We start from the raw sequence: 15,356 nt of genomic DNA on the forward strand, positions 1-15,356 counted from the left end.
ATCCTAGAAGTGCATCGCACACCGCTCTGACTATTTCGCTTCCACCGATCTGACATTTGTCATACGGCTGCCGTGGAAAGTGCTGCTCCAGTTCATTACATCCGGCTCTACCACAGCGGATTCCCAGCGGGAAACATAGAAGATATGAAAGCTACGAGTGAACGAAATGCCATGCCAGGGGGCGCCGAGGATGCACCCACAGATGCACACCCGACAACCCCAAACCCTGCAGTCGCACAACCACACGCCGCGGCCTCGTACGCTGTATCCGTAGGTCCAGGCCCAGCAGCCGGAGACGCAATCACCGCTCGCAATCTGACGCGGACGTATGGCACGAAGAATAAGGTGTTCACCGCAGTCAAAGGAATCAACCTCGACGTTCCGAAGGGCGAGGTCTTTTCTCTGCTAGGCACCAATGGCGCCGGAAAAACGTCAACGATGGACATGCTGGAAGGCCTTGCCCGGCCCAACGGTGGAAGCGTGCGGGTGCTGGGGCAGGATCCTGTCGCCAACCGCAGCCAACTCCGGCCGCATATTGGCACTATGCTGCAAGAAGGTGGCTTTTCCCGGGATCTCACCGTGCGAGAAACCCTCACCATGTGGTGCGGCACCCTGAGCCAGCCACGCGACCCCGTCAAGCTGCTCGGGGAACTCAACCTGACCGATCGAGCCGAGGTCCGAGTATCCGCGCTCTCCGGCGGTGAACGACGCCGCCTCGACCTGGCCTGCGCGTTGGCTAACGCCTCACCGTCCGTGCTCTTCCTCGACGAACCGACAACCGGTCTCGATCCCGAGTCACGGGCCACCGCCTGGGAACTGCTCCGCGCACAGAACGCGAACGGCACGACCATCGTGCTGACGACGCACTATTTGGAGGAGGCGGAGGAGCTGGCCGACCGGCTGGCCATCATGCATCAGGGCGAAATCGCCCGTTCAGGAACAATCGAGGAGATCGTCGCCGATCATCCGGCAGTAATCACCTTCCGCACGCTGAACCGGCGATTGCCCGACCCTCTTGCCTCCCTGGCAGAAACCGTCGGACCACGCACCACCATTGAGACCACGCGCCTTCAGGAACACCTGGCAGTGCTGCTCCGCTGGGCGGACGCAGAGAACGTCACGCTCAGTGGTCTCTCCGCGCGAGAGGCGACTCTCGAGTCCGTTTTCCTCGGCATCGCCAACAGTTAGGCCTACAACGCGCGCTCTGCCGCTTGCATGATCGGCGCCGTCGCCACCAACACCGGGCATGGCCAACACCATCGCCACCAACACCGGTATGCCCAGCGCACCCACTGGTGCGTCGCCAATTAGGAAAGAAACACATATGCCTTACGAAAAGCTCCAATTCAAAGTACGCTCCACTCCTGCCACGCAAGCAATGCCCGACGGGTCTCCCGCCGCGCCCGGCAGGACAGCATCACACTCACAGTTCCGCAAGGCTCGCGCATTGCTCGGAAGTGAATGGGCACTACTGCGGCGAAACCGCATGTTGATGGCCACCGCCATCATGTCTCCACTTCTGATCCCCCTCTGGGCGAACTCGCTGGCGGAATCTTCGAATATGCCGCCTTTAACGGCTGCCACCATGCTGTTGTCACTTCTCATAAGCACGACCCTGTTAACCGCGACGTATTTCAATGTCTTGTCCACCTACGTCTCACGTCGTCAAGACATGGTTTTGAAGCGTCTGCGTACAGGTGAATGCTCAGACGCGACGATTCTCATCTCGGCCGCTTCTCCAGCCGTCCTTCTTTCCTTAGCCGCGCTCGGAGTCGGCTTGGCGATGTCCTCGTTCCTATTCGAGCTGCCCCTACCGAAGTATCCAGAACTCGCTATCGTTGGCATTGTGCTGGGCACAGTTGTGATCGCCGGAATCGGCGCACTAACAGCTATTGTCACCCGCACAACCGAATCCGCCGGTGTTACGTATCTTCCCTTCTTCGTCGTCGGATTCCTCGCGACGAACGGACTGCTGCCTTTGAGCAGCATGCCGGCCTGGGCGGAGCAAGCCCTTCTTCTCGTTCCCACCAATGCGGTTACGGTTATTGCCCAGTATGGGTGGCTCGGAATCGACAATAACGAGGCCTCGCTCTCCCGCCTGGGGGCCCTGCTTGAGTCTTTGCCTGCTTTCGCTTCCCTCGCCGTCTGGTGCGTAGTGATCGCGGTGATTGTCCGCGCCGCCTTCCGCTGGGATCCCCGTGCGTAAGGCAGCGCGCGACCCGGCGCATGGCCTCCTCCCGCGAGGTAAACAGACGTCGCCGCATCCATTCTTGGTCGGCTTCATCCGCCATGACGCCCCCACAAGGCCCCGCCATGACGCCCTCCCCACAAGGCCCCTCCCCACAAGGCAAGCAGGACATCTATGCGTAAGATAGCGACCATGGAAAACACCCCCGCCTTGGGGTCGCCGTCGCGCCTTTCGCGCTGGCTTGGTGCGGAGAAACACCACAATGTCACGCGCTCTGGACGTCTCATGACGACGAGCGTCACCTGGCCACTCATTATCTTCAACGGCCTCATGCCCGCCTTCGCTGCGACCACCGCCCTTGAAGAGATTCTGCTCATTCAGCGGCCGTGGTTCTGGTCGGTCGGCGCAATGGTGATGGGCATGGTGGCCGGTCTTGCCATGTATCTACTGCTGACGTATCGCCCACTAGCTCGGAGATCCGTCGTCGTGTTGTGCGGTCTTCCTTGGCTTCTTCTCGGCGTCATCGTGCTGCTTGCATTCGCCCAGGGCATTCTGGCGGGAGTGGGACGCTTCGCTGTGGCCGCACTTGTGGTACCGGCGGCCGGGCCGCTCACTACGATCGGACGTTGGTACGTCGGGGCTGGCTTCGCGCTACTCACATCGATACCCGTTATTCTGCTGGCCTCTCCGGCGATGGCGTTCTACGTCGTATTGATGTTCACGACGACGCACAGCTCCATGTGGTACTTGGCGATCGTTGATGAACTGGAGGAGGCGCAGCAGATTCGCGCCGAACTCGCCGTCGTCGACGAACGGCTTCGCTTCTCGCGCGATTTGCACGACGTCGTCGGCCGCTGGCTTGCGGTTATCTCGCTGACTGCGGAAACCGCCTCCGAATTGGCGACACGCGGTGACGAACGCGCGATCGCCCAGACTCGCCGCATCCAAGAGTTGGCCGATGAGGCGCGCCGCGACGTTCATTCCCTGGTAGCCGGTTACCGGCAAGTGGACGTCCAACGCGAGCTGGACGGCGCGGCCGGACTGCTACGCTCGGTCGGCGCGGAGGTCTCTATCAGTGTGCGAGGCACTTACGGTGACGACGACGCCGAACTGTTCACTGCCGCTATCCATGAAGCGACGACGAACATCCTCCGGCACGCCACGCCGACGCGCGTTGATATCGCGGTCAATCACCACTCTTTGATTGTCACAAATGACGGAGTTCTCGAAGCAAACGCTCAGGGTGCCGCACAGACAACAAGCGGTGGTGGACATGGTCTTATTGGACTAGCGGAGCGGGCACGGGCGGCGGGCGGCAGCCTGGTGCATTATTGTCAAGGCAATTCTTTCGTACTCCAACTCGACCTGAAGGGCACCCCATGATCCGCCTACTCCTCGTTGACGACGAAACGCTTATTCGGTCGGCACTTGCTGCCCTGCTAGCGCTTGAAAAAGATTTCGAGGTGTGCGGCGAGTTCTCCAGCGGCGAAGAGGCCCTTGCCAATGTGCGTGGTGTCGAGCCGGATGTCGCCATCGTGGATCTCCAATTGCCTGGCATGGACGGCATCGAGACCTGTACGGCGCTGATGCGCGAGTATCCAACCGTGCGCACGATAATTGTGACCAGCCACGCTCGCCCCGGCTATCTCAAGCGGGCCCTCGCCGCCGATGTTCGCGGCCTGCTCCCGAAAACTGCGAGCCGCGCGGCATTGGTCGGCGGCATCCGGCAGGTCGCCGCGGGCCGGCGCGCCGTCGACCCCGAGTTGGCGGCGGAGACAATCGCAGTTGGAGACAACCCGCTAAGTGCGCGTGAAGCGGACGTGTTGGCACTCGCTGCGGATGGGTCACGCGTGGCGGAAATCGCGCAACGTCTATTCTTGGCGGAGGGAACCGTGCGCAATTATCTTTCGAGCGCGCAAGCCAAGATGGGGGCCGCCAATCGCTTCGAGGCAGCCCGCCAGGCACGAGCCAAGGGCTGGATCTAGCCTCACCGACGACGCCTTCACCTGTGGATCCACACCCCTTCACCTGCGAATCTACACTCCGCGCCGATCTTGAATCACTCCAACCTTATGAGGTGCCCCAACAAAGCCGCAGGTCACTGCACTTAACCGTCACATGCCCAGCATTTGTGGGACCTTTCGAGTATTGCACCGCTCACCCAAGTAGCGTAGCGTGCGAATTGTGCCACGTTAGGACAACGGGGTTCGACGTGGCAGCAGAGCTTTGCCTAGTATGTGCATGCGCCACCTACAGCATGGCGCCAATGCCTACAACGCTCCCCACGCAGATTATTCCCAGGCTTCTACAGGAGAACATTGCAACTTCCCATGTTAGATGGTTACCAACTAAGAAATGAATCGGCCAGTCCGTGCGTTACACCGACACGGATGAGACGTAAGGAGTAACAGATGCATGACGCCTCGTGGAACCCCCACCAGGGAGCAGCACCGGATCCCTCTGCAGGTACATCAACCGGCAATGCGGATTCTCGTGCCAGAGCTGATGCCTCCACCCCAGTAACAACGCCCGGTGCGTCACACCCTGGCCCCAACCCGGGTGTGCCTTCTACCTCGGTAGAGCCCAACGCTTCACAGGTAACTGGTGCTCCAACGGCGGCTTACCCTCCCGGCGGAGGCTTGGTCGACACTACCACAGTCCAAACTGGAGGAATTCCAGTTCCGGCACCGCAGCCCACCGTTACACATAACGTAGAAGTTCCCCTCGCAACTGCAGGTGCAATGTCCGACGGAGATTCCCTCCCAGGAGGCCCTGCGCTACCGGGGAGCCCGGGCACTTCCGGCTACAACACTCCCCCAAACTTTGGACTAAACGTCTACGGCGCCACTGGGTATACCAACGGCCCCACCGGTTTTGCCCCTCAGGCACTCGTACCGTCTCCGCCGCGCCGCCGTTTCTCCACCGCCGTCCTGGCACTAACGGCCGCACTTGCCCTCGTGCTAGGAGGTGTACTCGGAACAGGGATAGGGACCCTGATCCAGGGTGACAATACCGCAGTGGATACGCCATCACAGACTATCGACCCCTTCTTTACCGACCCGGGAACTAATGATGTCGAGGGCACTGAGGGCGGCTTTATTCCGGTCCTGCCAAACGATCAAGAAGACTCCGATGCGGCCAGCACCGGAACCCGGGTGGAATCGGCACCGGGAGTCGTATTGATCAACACCCTACTCATGAATGGCCAGGGAGCCGGTACCGGAATGGTTATTGACCCCTCCGGACTCGTTCTCACGAATTATCACGTTGTGGAAGGGTCGACCACCGTCAACGTGACGGTTGGCGATACCGGCCAAACGTATGAGGCTACCGTCGTCGGGCATGATGCCAGCCGAGATGTTGCACTCCTACAGCTTAAGAATGCGACAAATCTTGAGACGGTGAAGATTAACAAAGGCACGGTTAACGAGGGCGACGCTGTCTCTGCTATCGGAAATGGCATGGGGCAGGGCTACCTATCCGAGGTTAAAGGCAGCGTGACCGGTCTCAACCAACAGATCACCGCGCAGAGCGAGGGATCCTCCTCGGGATCCGAAGAGCTGTCGGGGCTGATCAAGACCGATGCCGACGTGGTCTCCGGGTACTCCGGCGGACCGTTGATGAATGCGGACGGCGAAGTCATTGGCGTTACCACCGCCGCCTCAATGGGAGTTACCTCAACCCAGGTCTCTGGCTATGCCATTCCGATTTCCGATGCGATGGCAATTGCTGATCAGATCAAAAACGGTCAAAGCAGCGACACGGTCGTGATCGGAAAGAATGCCGCGCTTGGAGTGTCCATCTCCACAGCAGACGCGGATTCCCAGTCGTCAGGTCAGCAGGCTGATCCAAGCCAGTCGAATTCCAGCGGGGCGATTATCCGCGAGGTCTTCGAGGGCTCCGGCGCTGAAGCGGCGGGCCTGCAAGCGGGCGAGACAATTACCGCCTTGAACGGTCAGGAGCTTTCTGCCTCTGAGCTCTCCGAGGCCATCAAGCGGTATTCCGTGGGAGATAAGGTCACACTAACCGTAACCGGTGTTGACGGCACCTCGCGGGAAGTCGAAGTCACCCTCGGTGAATCAACCGTGAACTGACCTGTGTAGCGGTAGCACAACCGCAGCGGACGGAGCCGAAATCTGCACGCAGATTTCGGCTCAGTTCTTATTTCTGACACGTGGCTACTGCATGGCTGACTCGTACCGCCTTTGGTGGTTTGACACTGTGCGTGAAGGGTTCGGAAAACACTCCGAGCCGAGGATCCCCGCTGCCGACAGGGATTGATTGTCCACTCCAGGTGGGAGCTCATGCTCCAGGTGAGGGCGCCTGCTCTGAGCTAGGTCGCTCACTGCTCGCGGTGTATCTCTTCGCCGACTATGGATCTGCTCCGCGTTTTTCGCCGGGGTCCTGTCTTTGCGCGGAGATGTATGAATAACCCGGAGAGAATCCATAGCTAACGCAGCAGTGAACCCGGTCGAACCGAGAGGTCTGGTAAGTGTGGTTGTGTGCAAGCGTAGCGATAAAGGGCCTGGTGGGCGCGGGCGTGTGGTTGTGTGCAAGCGTAGCGATAAAGGGCCTGGTGGGCACGGGCGTGTGGTTGTGCGCATGCGTAGCAATGAGCTACCTGGTGGGTATCGTGAGAGGCCCGCTTCTACTTGCGAACCCGGCCGCCGACTCCGCTGGCGCTAGCCTCCTCCCCACTACGCCTATGTGCAGGCGCAGTCCGCACAAGCGTTACCTCTCTACTGGTGTTCCTTCGCCAGGTACTCCACCTGTGCCCGCACGATCATGCAGGCAGCTGTGCGAATCTGACCAGTGGTATCCGGATAGACAGCCGCGGTGACCAGTTCGACGCTCGGACCATACCGCTCCACTGCGGCTCGCACTTCCACTAAACGCTCGTGTCGATGGTCCCGGTAGAAACGAAGCCACTGAAGAGGATCAGCCACCTCCGGACCATGCCCGGGCAGTAGCCGCCTCGCACGGCCTGCGGAAAACAATTCCTCAATCCTGTCCAACGAGGCGAGATAGTCGGCGAGATGCCCATCGGGATGCGCGATCACACTTGTCCCCCGACCCAAGATGGTGTCGCCGGTGAACAGTAGACCTTCGCCGGGCTCAAGCAGACAAACCGAATCCGCCGAGTGGCCCGGCGTGGCAATGGCGACCACCCCCTTGATGGAGGACGGACAGCCTCCGCCTACGGAGTGCCGACGCCCCGCGTCGTCGGCGGAGGTAACGGAACCGGCGGACGGAGGGCAGGCATTCTGGTATGGGGTGCTGAGCCTTGCAGGGGTGCTGAGCCTTGCAGGGGTACCGGTTATCGTCTCGGCGGAACCCGCCGGTTGGAGGTCCGCGGCGCGGCGGAACGTTCCGCCATGCCCCGCAAGCTCCGCCGCAGTGACAACCTCTGCCCCGGTATGTTCTGCCAATGTCGGCACGCCAGCGGTGTGGTCAGGATGGGAGTGCGTGGTGATGATCGTGGTGATCGAAACACCCAGCAGATCGGCTCCGGCGATAATGGCGTCCAGATGCGCGCGCTGTGTCGGCCCGGGATCGACGACGACGCCCTGGCCCGCGGCGGCTAACACATAGGTGTTGGTTCCGTTCAGGGTCATAGGCGACGGATTGTTCGCGAGCACACGCACCGCACAAGGTGCGATACGTTGTACCTCCTCGGCAGCTCCCAGTTCCGGGATCATGTCTCCCACCGAAGAACGAATTCTCCCGGTGCGCGCTGTGTTGGCACGAATTTGATGTGCCTCGTCACCGATTCCAAGGCCCCATCCAGGCTCGAAGCCGCCGCAAGCTCCTCAAGATTGACCCGAGTGGGTGCAACCAGTGTGATCTCGCCACGCTCCGCGCGCTCCAGGTGACCGGCAGGTGTATCCCAACCTGCGCGTGTGGCCTCCGACGATGCAAGCACCGGATTCTGCCCCTCCGGCAACAGCGCGGTGAAGAAGGCGACGGCGAAGCGTTTCGGAGCGTAGTCCGGCGTCGTCCACATTCCACGGAAGGCCACGGTACGAAAATCGAGCGTCAGTGAGTGCTCCCGAAGCATATCGCCGAAGTCCAAGCGATGGGCTTCCACTTCGCGCCGTGCATCTTCCCACTCATCACAGGCAAGGGATGCCTCCCCTTGGGCTAGCAGCACACCGGATTCCTCGAAGACCTCCCGTGCTGCGGCAAGCAGCATTCGATGGGTCTTCTCCTGTTCCTCATCCAGACGCCACGCCCACACGTCGGTGGAAGGTCCCAGCATCGGAATGTCAAGATCGTCGTCGTCTGGGCGCACGGAACCACCCGGAAAAGCGGATACGCCGGGAGTGTGCGCCATGGTGGAAGCGCGACGCACCATGTACACCTCGAAAGGATGGGAACCGGAGGCGGGACGCAACAGCATGACAGTCGATGCCGGGCGCGGAGTCACCCCTACGGTGGGGTTGGACAGCCAGTCGCGGACGGCAGGGACTTGCGCATCCGGAAGCGGAAAGTCACGAATCACACCGCTATCCTAGCGTGGTCACACCACCCGAAGCGGATCAGTTTCCTGCTGTGCACGGGCCGAGCGTAGGCGTTCGTCGGAGAGTCTGTCGGTTGTCAATGTTTCCACATGCTATTTCGGCGGCACCTGTTCGGCATTACTCGCACGCCGGTGTGCGACGCCCACCGCACTCTACCCCGGTGTTTTCGGCGTACTTAACCTTGGTGTTTATCCCACGTTCACGTCCTGTTAGCACGTCTATGTGGCAGCCATGGGGCCCGGCCGTGCTACAGGGCCGACTCTTCCTCCGCCGCTGCCGTGTCGATTCCAGCGAGGGCCCGGCCGTGCTACAGGGCCGACTCTTCGGCAACGGAGTTCACGGTGAGTCGGCCTTATGCGCGGTCGACGACGAAGGAAGTGTCGACGACGAAGGAGGTGGGCAGGTCAGCATACCACTCAAAGTCTTAATCGGCTACGCTGCATTAGTGGCCGTGGCACTGATCGCCGGACGCATCGCGAGCGATGCCGCATTCAGTCAGGTACTGCGTGCCGAGTTGCCGTTGCTCCTATTGCAACTTCCCTTTGCGATCATCTGCGTCTACGGGCGCGACTGGGTATTACGTTGGGGTGAGAAGCCTTCACCACCCGATCACGATGTGAGGCACTAACCCCTGACATGCGAGGCAAGTACTCACGCAAGGTCCAAAAGAAGGCCCGACCCACACCTGGGTCGCGCATGGCGCGCTGCGAGCCGGGCCTTGTGGGTAATGAAGCCAACCGGCCTGGCCTCATGCCCGCATGGTTTTATCGTGCCACTTAGCCGAAAAGCCGCTGGCTGGCTATACGAGCTCCAGCGGCAAGTGCCTCCAGCTTCGCCCACGCGATGGACGGGTAAACACGCCCGCCCAGTCCACAGTCGGTAGAAGCAATAACGTTCTCCGGACCAACCAACTTGGCGAAGTTCTCGATACGCTCCGCCACCAGCTCGGGATGCTCCACAACATTTGTGGAATGGGAAACAACGCCGGGAATAATGACCTTCCCCGCAGGAAGCTCCACATTCTTCCACAGCTTCCATTCGTGGGCATGCCGGGCGTTGGCAGCCTCGAAGGTGTAACCACGCGCCTTAACCTGCAGCACCTTGTCCACGATATCTGCAAAAGGAATATCGGTGGTATGCGGACCGTGCCAGGATCCCCAGCAGACGTGGAACCGCACCTGATCCTCCGGGATTCCTTCCAGGGCCCGATTAAGCGCGTCAATACGCACCTGGATGAAGTCGCGGTAGTCCTCCAACGCCGGCTCCGGATTGACCTGATCCCAAGCCTCGGCAATGGACGGATCATCAATCTGTACCGTCAGGCCGGCATCGGTGATCGCCTTGTACTCCTCGTGCAGAGCGTCCGCACAGGCGTTGACCACTTCGACGTCGTTCTTGTAGTAGTCATTCCCGATACGGGAAGCCGACCCCGGCGATAGCGCGGCGACGAAGCCGTCAGCGGCGCTCAGCCCGTTTGCCTTAAGAGCTTTGAGCGTCAGTTCAATATCGCGCTGTACTGCCTCCTGGCCGATATAGGTAATCGGGGCAGTAATAATCGGGAAGGCAGTCGCCTTACTGTTGGCCGTATGGATTCCCGAGGCGGGGTCGCTATAGGCATCGCGGAAGCGCGTCCAGTCACGGCGTTCCGAGAACGGTTGCAGTTGCACCTTCGATTCCGAAGCTGCCGGGGCGAACTCGAACCGCACATCCTCGCTCATGGTCAAGCCGCCGAAGCGGGTGAAGGAGTAGAACCACCACGCACCATAGTCGACGCTTTCCGTCATGATATGGCCGTATTCGCCATCGTTGACAATATCGATACCGATCTCGCGCTGCTGCTTGATCACGGTCGCGACGGCGTCGTCGAGAATAGCGGTGAACTCATCCACGCTGATGTCGCCAGCCGACATGCGCGCATTGGCCTCAAGTAGTTCCGCCGGGCGCGGCAGAGATCCCACATGTGTGGTCAGAATCCGGTTCATGTCATTCCTTTCTTGCTAGTGTGGCGAACACCCGCAGCGGGACGCGGCGCGGTGTGACACCCAACCGGTGTGCCCTCAGCGTAGGCAAGGGGAGTTCGGGTACCGCGAATGTGTTCAGTACCCGGACGACGACGCCCGGTCGCAAGCAAAACGATGCCGACCGGTCCCGAGCAGACGACGACGCCCAGCCCAAAGCAGGAGACGCAGCCCGGTCCCAAGCAATAGACCGCGTCCGGCCCAAGCAATAGACCACGTCTAGTTCCGGGTAATAGACCGCATCCGGCCAGGGCAATGGAACGCACCCCGTCCCATGCAACAACTGGCGCGCCTCAACCGCGGATGTACCCCCGAAGGCACAAGCTGGCCTGCTTCGCCTGGTGACGAAGCTGCAGGAAGCACGCACAACGGTTCGTTACTGCGGGAAAGTACTAGCGCGCTGTTACACGTTCCACTCGACCATGTCGGATCAGGACGGTTCGAGAGGCAAGCTCTTCGGCATCCACCGGGTCATGGGTGACGAGCAATGCTGTCACTCCGGATCCGGCCAACCGCTCTCGCAGCTGGGCGCGCACTTGGCAGGCACTTTCCTCGTCCAGCCCGGCCATGGGTTCGTCGAGCAGCACCACGTCGGGATTGATCGCCATGGCGCGAGCAATGGCGACCCGCTGTGCCTGGCCACCCGATAGCTGGTGGGGCCTTCTTTCCGCCAATGCCTCACAGCGGACCTGCGCAAGTTCGCTGGTCGCGCGCCGCCGCGCCTCAGGCTTTCCCACGCCACGGCAGCGCAGGCCAAACTCCACATTGGCCTGCACGCTCATATGCGGAAAGAGGAGCGGTTTTTGCTGCAGGATCGTTACCGTGACGTCGGCGGGATCGAAGGAAATGCGGCCACTGTCCGGCTGCAGAGAACCCGCAACCAACTCAAGCATGGTGGATTTCCCGGCGCCGTTCGGCCCCATAATCGCCGTGAGCTCGCCGCCGGGAATCTCAACATCGTATTTGGCTCCTCGCGCGGTCACGGCCGCCCGGATTGTGATGCGCGGGGAGGCTCCTCGGTGTGTGCCGTAGCCCGAGAGGCCGGAACTGCCCGGCGGTCTTCGCGTTTCCGGGGCGGGCTGCTCCGCCTGCGCAACGGCACTCTCTCCATCCGGACGGGCAAAGCCCTCGCCCGCACTGGTATCTTCCACATCCGGGTCGAAGCCTCCCGCGGTGATTGCCCGTGCCATGCCCTCGGACCGCAACCGGTGCTCCCGCCCACTTCCTGCGATTACACCGCCCATCCCGGGCAAGCGTGCTGCCACCATATTCGCCCCGAAGATTGCGGCAATCGCCAACATGATCAACATAATCGCCAGTGCAAGCGCCTGATCGGTATTGATCTGCCTCTGCAGGTAGATCGCCAACGGCATCGTCTGCGTAACACCCTGCAATGAGCCGGCAAAAGTGATGGTAGCGCCGAATTCACCCAGCGCCCGTGAAAAGCAGATCGCCGTCGCCGAGATGAAGGCGGGAAGCAACACCGGCAGAGTCACCTGGAAGAATGTCCGCGTACGGGAGGCCCCGAGCGCGCGAGCGGCTTCTTCGTAGTGCGATCCACTTGCTCGAATCGCACCCTCAAGCGAACTGACCAGAAATGGCATGGCTACGAAGGTTTGCGCCATGATAACGGCGAGTGTCGTAAAGCCGATCTCGATTCCGAAAAGAGCCAAGTGCTGGCCGATCAATCCGCGCCTCCCCCAGGTCAACAGCAGAGCAAGGCCGGCGACCACGGGCGGCAGCATCATCGGCAATGTGACAACGGTCCTAACTGCGCGCGCCCACCAGCTATCTGGAAGTTTCGCCAACACCATCGCCAGCGGAACACCCAGCACCACGCAGCACAATGTCGATGCAAGGCACGTCTTCACCGAGAGCCACAGCGCGGCTCTGCTTCCCTCCGCGCTGATGAGCGGCCAGAAATCCCCCCACGGAGTGCGGGCTGCGATCACCACAAGCGGAACAAGAAGGAACAGGGCAGCGAGCGAGCTGGGAATGAGGAGCCATGGCGCATAGCCGATACGTCGGCGAGGGATCGGCTGGCGAGGGCGAGGTCGTAGGCTCATCACTGCAGGCTTCTCCGGCATTCGCTCCTACTCCACCGGGTCTTGGAAACCATGCGCATGCAGGATCTCCTGCCCGCGTTCCGAGAGGACGAAGTCCGTGAATGCCTGTGCGGCCTGCGGGTTCGCCGCCTCTCGCAGGATGGCGATCCGGTAGTCGTTTACAACCTGGTCAGCATTCTCAATCTCGATCACCTCAAGCTGATCGCCCGCCCCTTGCGCGTCGGTGGTGTAGACGAGTCCGGCATCTGCTTCACCACTGGCCACTTTGCCCAGCACATCGGTGACCGCCTGTTCCTCCGAGACGGGTTGTAGAGTCACATCATTGATCGCCGCCAGCTTCTGGGTCGCCTCGCCACAGGGGACCTCTGGCGCACAGATCACCACCTTGGTGTTATCGAGCGATCCATCGGCGAGACCGGTGACACCGGCTGGATTCCCTGCAGGCACAACGATAACCAGCGTGTTCGATGTGAAGGAGTAGGAGTCGTCAATCAGGTCGGCGTCGTCGGCGTTCTCCATGGTGGTGACGTTGGCGGTCAGGAGGACGTCCGCTCGGGCTCCTCCTTCTAACTGGTCGACGAGGCCGGACGAGCCACCGAAGTTGTATGTAAGCGCCACATCGGGATACTTGGTGTGAAAGGCTTCCTCCACCTCCGGCAGCACATCTATCAGCGAAGCAGCGGCGAACACGGTGATGTTGCCTGAGAGCTCCACGGCGCCAGTATTGTTGACGCTGCTCGGCATTCGTTCAGCTGCTGTGCTTGCAGCATTGGAGTTGTTTCCTGCGCACGCGCCGAGCAGAGCACAGACCGCGAGGATGGCGACCGTGCGGCGTCGTACCGAACTATCGTGTAGCGATGACATGATTGCTCCTCTTATGCGCGACTGTTATGTGACCGTCGTCTGGGACCGTCCAAGCCGCTTGCCTGGGCGCACTCGGAGCCGCGCCGCCTAACTCCTGCACATTCCCAGTTGGCCCTGTGCTCACCAGCGCACGCCCAGCCGTACTGGCTCCACGCGCTATCCCGCGGACCGACCAGAGACGATGGAGACGTTGGTTGCCTTGATCTGCGCTGCGGCAATCACTCCCGGTTCGAGTCCCAGTTCATGAACCGCCTCTGTGGAAATAAGGCTGACCACCCGATACGGGCCGCATTGCATAACGACCTGGCTCATCACCCGATCAGAGATCACCTCAACGACGAGGCCTTCTAACAAGTTCCGCGTGGATACACGCGTCTCAGGTTCATGTGGATGCGCTTCGCTCAAATGCCGCGCCAGGGACTCTCCCTCCACCCGCCGCGGAGAACTATCGGGAACCGTCGCGATGCGCCCTTCCTCAATCCACCGCCGCACGGTGTCATCGGAAACTCCGAGCAGATGGGAAACCTCAGCGATCCGATAATCAGCCATACCTCAACTATACCGATTTGCGTGGAAACACTTGGAACAATTCCGCAAATACGGATCCGTGTGGCCTATAGTTCTAGCGGTGCGCCGTGCCAACGGTGAGCGACACTACCTACCGCAGGACCATCACACACAGACACCGTCCTGTTTCAGCAGAGAAACCTGACAGGGCGCAACCGGATAATTCACCGCGATGCTCGCCTGATACTGCTCGCCCGCCAGAGCAGCGGTGAGCCGCGACAGCATGGCTGCATGCATACGGCAGATCAACGGATCAGGTGCCCTGCCCTCACGGGAGAATGGACAGACGGTCAACTGGATGGTGCCAACATCCGTCCCGCCGCGGGCAGCGAAGCCAAGAACCGATAACAGAATCCGGAGCCGTGCCGTGGGACCGGAGAGCTCGTTATTCTCCCCGGAGGAAGGCTCCGTAGGCGAGTACCCTGCAACTCGTCCCTGCTTCTGCTGCGCCACCGGGTAGACCGAGGACTGCATTCCGACGAGCCCATCCTCCTGCGATGGCGCAACACCCGCGATTCCGTACGCGATAATCTCGTCGCCCCACGCCGTACCGATCTGCCAGGCGTCATTCCACTCGTCAGCAGCATTGGCGTGTAAGTAGCGGCATATGGCCATCGCGAAAGCGAGGAAGTCGTCCATCAGCGCACTGATCGACGGCGGCACTGCTGGCTCGTACTGCCAAGCCGGGCGCCCGCGAGTCACACTGGGAACAGCTGACCGCTGCACTAGGCCCGCATCCACCAATACAGTCAGCGTTTCTCGGATCGAGTTCGCGTGTAATCCGGTCCGTTCCATTAGGTCACTGATGGTGGCCGGCCGCCCGAACTCCGTCAGTACAAGCAGCATAGAACTCTGACCGGCGCTCAAGTCCGCCAGATTAGAGGCAAGCCGTGAAAAAGAATCAATGGCAGCGCTGTGACGCAACTGCGTAGAACTGGTCGTCATGGCTTCTCCTCCCGTCGATAACGCTGCCAGATGTGCTGGAACCGATCCACCGGGGTCCTCCGATGCCGCACTACCCGCTGTTATCGAAATACATTTTCGGTCATCATACCGCGAGAGTCCGACGGCGTAGAGCGGACCATCGTCGCAGGCATGACCATCACCAAGCAGGTATGACACCTGCTTCATA

Annotated in this window: 13 protein-coding genes; 6 read left to right on the forward strand and 7 right to left on the reverse strand. The window is 60.9% G+C overall.

Annotated features, from left to right (window positions below; genetic code table 11):
* The first annotated feature begins 144 nt into the window (after positions 1-144).
* From EKN07_RS03535 to EKN07_RS12465, 5 genes are all read left to right on the forward strand, one after another.
* The gene (locus EKN07_RS03535) at positions 145-1,188 is read left to right on the forward strand and encodes an ABC transporter ATP-binding protein (RefSeq protein WP_241228117.1); all 1,044 of its coding nucleotides are present in this window, start codon (positions 145-147) and stop codon (positions 1,186-1,188) included.
* A 136-nt stretch (positions 1,189-1,324) separates the two neighbouring features.
* Positions 1,325-2,206, forward strand: a complete 882-nt coding sequence (locus EKN07_RS03540; RefSeq protein ID WP_164505425.1) for an ABC transporter permease — start codon at positions 1,325-1,327, stop codon at positions 2,204-2,206.
* Between the two features lie 174 nt (positions 2,207-2,380).
* Positions 2,381-3,571, forward strand: a complete 1,191-nt coding sequence (locus tag EKN07_RS03545; protein ID WP_164505424.1) for a histidine kinase — start codon at positions 2,381-2,383, stop codon at positions 3,569-3,571.
* Complete coding sequence (locus EKN07_RS03550) at positions 3,568-4,173, forward strand: response regulator transcription factor (RefSeq protein ID WP_108715020.1); 606 nt, start codon at positions 3,568-3,570, stop codon at positions 4,171-4,173. Before EKN07_RS03545 ends, EKN07_RS03550 begins: the two co-directional genes overlap by 4 nt.
* Before the next feature lie 1,032 nt (positions 4,174-5,205).
* Positions 5,206-6,282: a trypsin-like peptidase domain-containing protein gene (locus EKN07_RS12465; RefSeq protein WP_164505423.1), complete on the forward strand. Its 1,077-nt coding sequence runs from the start codon at positions 5,206-5,208 to the stop codon at positions 6,280-6,282.
* Positions 6,283-6,927: 645 nt separating this feature from the next.
* Here EKN07_RS12465 and EKN07_RS03560 read toward each other — a convergent pair.
* Together EKN07_RS03560 and EKN07_RS03565 are read right to left on the reverse strand one after the other, a co-directional pair.
* Positions 6,928-7,887 carry an MBL fold metallo-hydrolase gene (locus EKN07_RS03560; RefSeq protein WP_108715018.1) on the reverse strand — a complete coding sequence of 320 codons (960 nt, stop codon included), beginning with the start codon at positions 7,885-7,887 and terminating at the stop codon, positions 6,928-6,930.
* Positions 7,884-8,690 carry an NUDIX hydrolase gene (locus tag EKN07_RS03565; RefSeq protein ID WP_126145639.1) on the reverse strand — a complete coding sequence of 269 codons (807 nt, stop codon included), beginning with the start codon at positions 8,688-8,690 and terminating at the stop codon, positions 7,884-7,886. The genes EKN07_RS03560 and EKN07_RS03565 overlap by 4 nt, the downstream gene beginning before the upstream one ends.
* A 239-nt stretch (positions 8,691-8,929) precedes the next feature.
* On the opposite strand from EKN07_RS03565, the gene EKN07_RS03570 reads away from it, so the two are divergent.
* Positions 8,930-9,337 carry a hypothetical protein gene (locus EKN07_RS03570; protein WP_108715015.1) on the forward strand — a complete coding sequence of 136 codons (408 nt, stop codon included), beginning with the start codon at positions 8,930-8,932 and terminating at the stop codon, positions 9,335-9,337.
* 148 nt (positions 9,338-9,485) lie between these two features.
* Here EKN07_RS03570 and EKN07_RS03575 read toward each other — a convergent pair whose 3' ends face one another.
* From EKN07_RS03575 to EKN07_RS03595, 5 genes are all read right to left on the reverse strand, one after another.
* Entirely contained in the window at positions 9,486-10,691 is a 1,206-nt protein-coding gene (locus EKN07_RS03575) for a cobalamin-independent methionine synthase II family protein (protein ID WP_108715014.1), read from the reverse strand.
* A 428-nt stretch (positions 10,692-11,119) separates the two neighbouring features.
* Positions 11,120-12,793, reverse strand: a complete 1,674-nt coding sequence (locus tag EKN07_RS03580) for an ABC transporter permease (protein ID WP_126145640.1) — start codon at positions 12,791-12,793, stop codon at positions 11,120-11,122.
* A 27-nt stretch (positions 12,794-12,820) separates the two neighbouring features.
* Positions 12,821-13,657 carry a molybdate ABC transporter substrate-binding protein gene (gene modA / locus EKN07_RS03585; RefSeq protein ID WP_108715013.1) on the reverse strand — a complete coding sequence of 279 codons (837 nt, stop codon included), beginning with the start codon at positions 13,655-13,657 and terminating at the stop codon, positions 12,821-12,823.
* 156 nt (positions 13,658-13,813) lie between these two features.
* Positions 13,814-14,206 (reverse strand): TOBE domain-containing protein, encoded by a 393-nt coding sequence (locus EKN07_RS03590; RefSeq protein WP_108715012.1) that lies wholly within the window; start codon positions 14,204-14,206, stop codon positions 13,814-13,816.
* A 123-nt stretch (positions 14,207-14,329) separates the two neighbouring features.
* Entirely contained in the window at positions 14,330-15,355 is a 1,026-nt protein-coding gene (locus tag EKN07_RS03595; protein WP_108715011.1) for a MarR family transcriptional regulator, read from the reverse strand.
* Between the last annotated feature and the right edge of the window lies 1 nt (position 15,356).

The sequence above is a fragment of the Actinobaculum sp. 352 genome, from assembly GCF_003957265.1.
In the GTDB taxonomy this organism is placed as follows: Bacteria; Actinomycetota; Actinomycetes; order Actinomycetales; family Actinomycetaceae; genus Asp313.

Bases quoted from the DNA above. Each gene is read 5' to 3' on its own strand.
- modA (WP_108715013.1), bottom strand. From the start codon at position 13,657: ATGTCATCGCTACACGATAGTTCGGTACGACGCCGCACGGTCGCCATC.
- EKN07_RS03575 (WP_108715014.1), bottom strand. From the start codon at position 10,691: ATGAACCGGATTCTGACCACACATGTGGGATCTCTGCCGCGCCCGGCG.
- EKN07_RS03580 (WP_126145640.1), bottom strand. From the start codon at position 12,793: ATGAGCCTACGACCTCGCCCTCGCCAGCCGATCCCTCGCCGACGTATC.
- EKN07_RS03595 (WP_108715011.1), bottom strand. From the start codon at position 15,355: ATGAAGCAGGTGTCATACCTGCTTGGTGATGGTCATGCCTGCGACGAT.
- EKN07_RS03545 (WP_164505424.1), top strand. From the start codon at position 2,381: ATGGAAAACACCCCCGCCTTGGGGTCGCCGTCGCGCCTTTCGCGCTGG.
- EKN07_RS03570 (WP_108715015.1), top strand. From the start codon at position 8,930: ATGTGGCAGCCATGGGGCCCGGCCGTGCTACAGGGCCGACTCTTCCTC.
- EKN07_RS03560 (WP_108715018.1), bottom strand. From the start codon at position 7,887: ATGATCCCGGAACTGGGAGCTGCCGAGGAGGTACAACGTATCGCACCT.
- EKN07_RS03590 (WP_108715012.1), bottom strand. From the start codon at position 14,206: ATGGCTGATTATCGGATCGCTGAGGTTTCCCATCTGCTCGGAGTTTCC.
- EKN07_RS03550 (WP_108715020.1), top strand. From the start codon at position 3,568: ATGATCCGCCTACTCCTCGTTGACGACGAAACGCTTATTCGGTCGGCA.
- EKN07_RS03540 (WP_164505425.1), top strand. From the start codon at position 1,325: ATGCCTTACGAAAAGCTCCAATTCAAAGTACGCTCCACTCCTGCCACG.
- EKN07_RS03535 (WP_241228117.1), top strand. From the start codon at position 145: ATGAAAGCTACGAGTGAACGAAATGCCATGCCAGGGGGCGCCGAGGAT.